This window comes from Alkaliphilus peptidifermentans DSM 18978 (assembly GCF_900101495.1).
Taxonomy (GTDB): Bacteria; Bacillota; Clostridia; order Peptostreptococcales; family Natronincolaceae; genus Alkaliphilus_C; species Alkaliphilus_C peptidifermentans.
Genome location: NZ_FMUS01000064.1, coordinates 1 through 2,277, shown reverse-complemented (window position 1 = coordinate 2,277; position 2,277 = coordinate 1). Strand labels below are relative to the sequence as shown.

The 2,277-nt window shown below is 37.7% G+C and carries 2 protein-coding genes; both read left to right on the top strand.

The features are described from left to right. The first annotated feature begins 200 nt into the window (after window positions 1-200). Window positions 201-662 (top strand): 8-oxo-dGTP diphosphatase, encoded by a 462-nt coding sequence (locus BLP68_RS21205; RefSeq protein WP_091547750.1) that lies wholly within the window; start codon window positions 201-203, stop codon window positions 660-662. 920 nt (window positions 663-1,582) lie between these two features. Continuing rightward, on the top strand, window positions 1,583-1,996 hold the full coding sequence (locus BLP68_RS21200) for a PH domain-containing protein (RefSeq protein WP_176759148.1): 414 nt from the start codon (window positions 1,583-1,585) through the stop codon (window positions 1,994-1,996). The last annotated feature ends 281 nt before the right edge of the window (window positions 1,997-2,277 follow it).

The following is a 2,277-nucleotide window of genomic DNA, read 5'->3' as shown; positions in this document are numbered from 1 at the left end:
CACATCACATCCCTTCACCGGGAACGAAGCTCCGGCAAGGGGTAGGAGCAGGTGGGGCCGGCTCAGGGACGTCGTAAACACGGAAACGTTATCTGAAAGACAGGTGGAGTAAATGTTCGGCTGCAGATAATTTGATTTTAGTTAACTTATTTGAATTGTACAAAGTTGGGTTTTTTATTAATTGCATTGGAGGTTGTTCTGTGACAAAAGTTAAGCTTATGAATATGTGCATGATTATTGATGAGGGTGGAAATCAAGTTGTTGTTCAAGATAAAATTAATAGATCAAATTGGAAAGGGATAACATTCCCCGGTGGTCATGTTGAAAATGGAGAAAGTATAATAGAATCAACAATACGAGAAGTCAAAGAAGAAACAGGGCTTGATGTCAAAGATTTAAAATTCAGTGGTTTGATTGATTGGTACAATGATGAGTCAAATGAAAGATGGTTTGTATTTTTATTTAAGACCAATACATATTCAGGTGAAATATTAGATGAAACACATGAGGGGAAAGTTTTTTGGACAGATTTAGATGAGTTACCAAATTTGAAATTAGCAAGTGGTATGGATGATTATTTGAATCTGTTTTTAAATGAGAATTTAAATGAAGCATTTGCTGTATGGAATGATAATTTTGCTAGCGAATTTAAATTCTATTAATTAAACAAGGTAATAATCTACGATTATATTATCTTAATTGGGGGATGTCGAGGCTTTGTGAGGCACCTGTCAACAGATAACAGCGTGTTTGCAAAAGGTGCGGGTAGGCACGTATCAGGGGAACGGTCAGCGCACCACATCTCTTCACCGGGAACGAAGTTCCGCCAAGGGGGTCTATCTTTAGGGTCCGGTTCAGAGACGTCGCAAACACGGAGACGTTACCAGACACATCAACTGGGGTTATACATAGTAGATAATTTGTTGTGATTGAAATAAACAAGATAGGACGAGGCTTCGTAATGAGTTTTTAAGGTTTGGGTTTGAAGGTAAAAAAACCAGGGTAAATTTTGGGGGGGAGGGCTTGAGGGTTTCGATTTATTAGGGTCAGCACTTTCATGCGTCGGTGTAAAGAACAAGAAATTCTTACTCAAAATTATGGTAAAATATAACAAGGTTACATTTGAATAGATACTTTTTGAATACATATTAGTAAATGACTTAAATAACAAATAGAATTATTGATTTTATAAAAGAGTTTGATTGTTAGGGTAAGTGTATAGGGTCGATTTATTAGGTTCAGTACTCACGGGTGTCGGTGAAAAGAAAATAACAAGCTAGTGTGATAAAGAGTTTGGGTTTTCTTATTTACTTACATATATTAGAAGTCATTAAAAGATTTTTTGGTGGAGGCAGAATATTTACTGCTAGATGCATCTGGTAACACAATGTTTGCAGAAGGTGCTGGTAGGCGCGTTTTTAGGGAAAGGTCAGAGCACCACATCTCTTCACCGGGAGCGAAGCTCCGCTAAGGGGTCAGACTTTGGGGTCCAGCTCAGAGACGTCGCAAACACCCGTTCGTTAGGCGAAATTGAATACTAAGTATATAGATCTAAAAAATTACTGGGGGGAGGATGATTACATTGAAGTACAAAGGGAAGGTTGATTTATGGTGGTGGATGGTTTTAATTACAGTAAATGGGTTAATATGTTGGATATTGATTGACCCAGAAAAAACAAATATTAATCCGTTATTTGTGATCATGATACTTGGTATCTGCGATATATTTATGTTACATATGACGTTTAAAAATTATGTTTTGTTGAGTGAATCATCAATGAATATTGTTTTGGGAGTCTTTAAGATGACAATCAGATATGAAGAAGTTCTGACTGTGAAAAAAACTAAGAACCCTTTATCTTCGATGGCCTTGTCATTAGATCGATTAGAGATTAGAAGTAGAAAAAACATTGTCTTTATTTCAGTAAAAAATAGGGAAGAATTTATTAATGATTTATCAAGTCGAAATCCCAAAATTAACATTGAGATACATTGAAGCATTAGAACTTGAGAGGTGGGTATAGAAATTTTTGTGCATAACTCCGCCTAACAATGTGTTTACAGGAGGTGCTGGTAGGCACGTTTTGAGGGAAATTTCAGCGCACCACATCCCTTCACCGGGAGCGAAGCTCCGCCAGGACGGTTTATTTTTGGGGTCCGGCTCAGGGACGTCGTAAACACGGAAACGTTCTCCGAAACCATACGCAAAGGTCGCGGCGTCCTGCTGTGGATTGGGGAAGAACGCTTTAAAACTGTGCTAATTCATAGTTGTAAAAA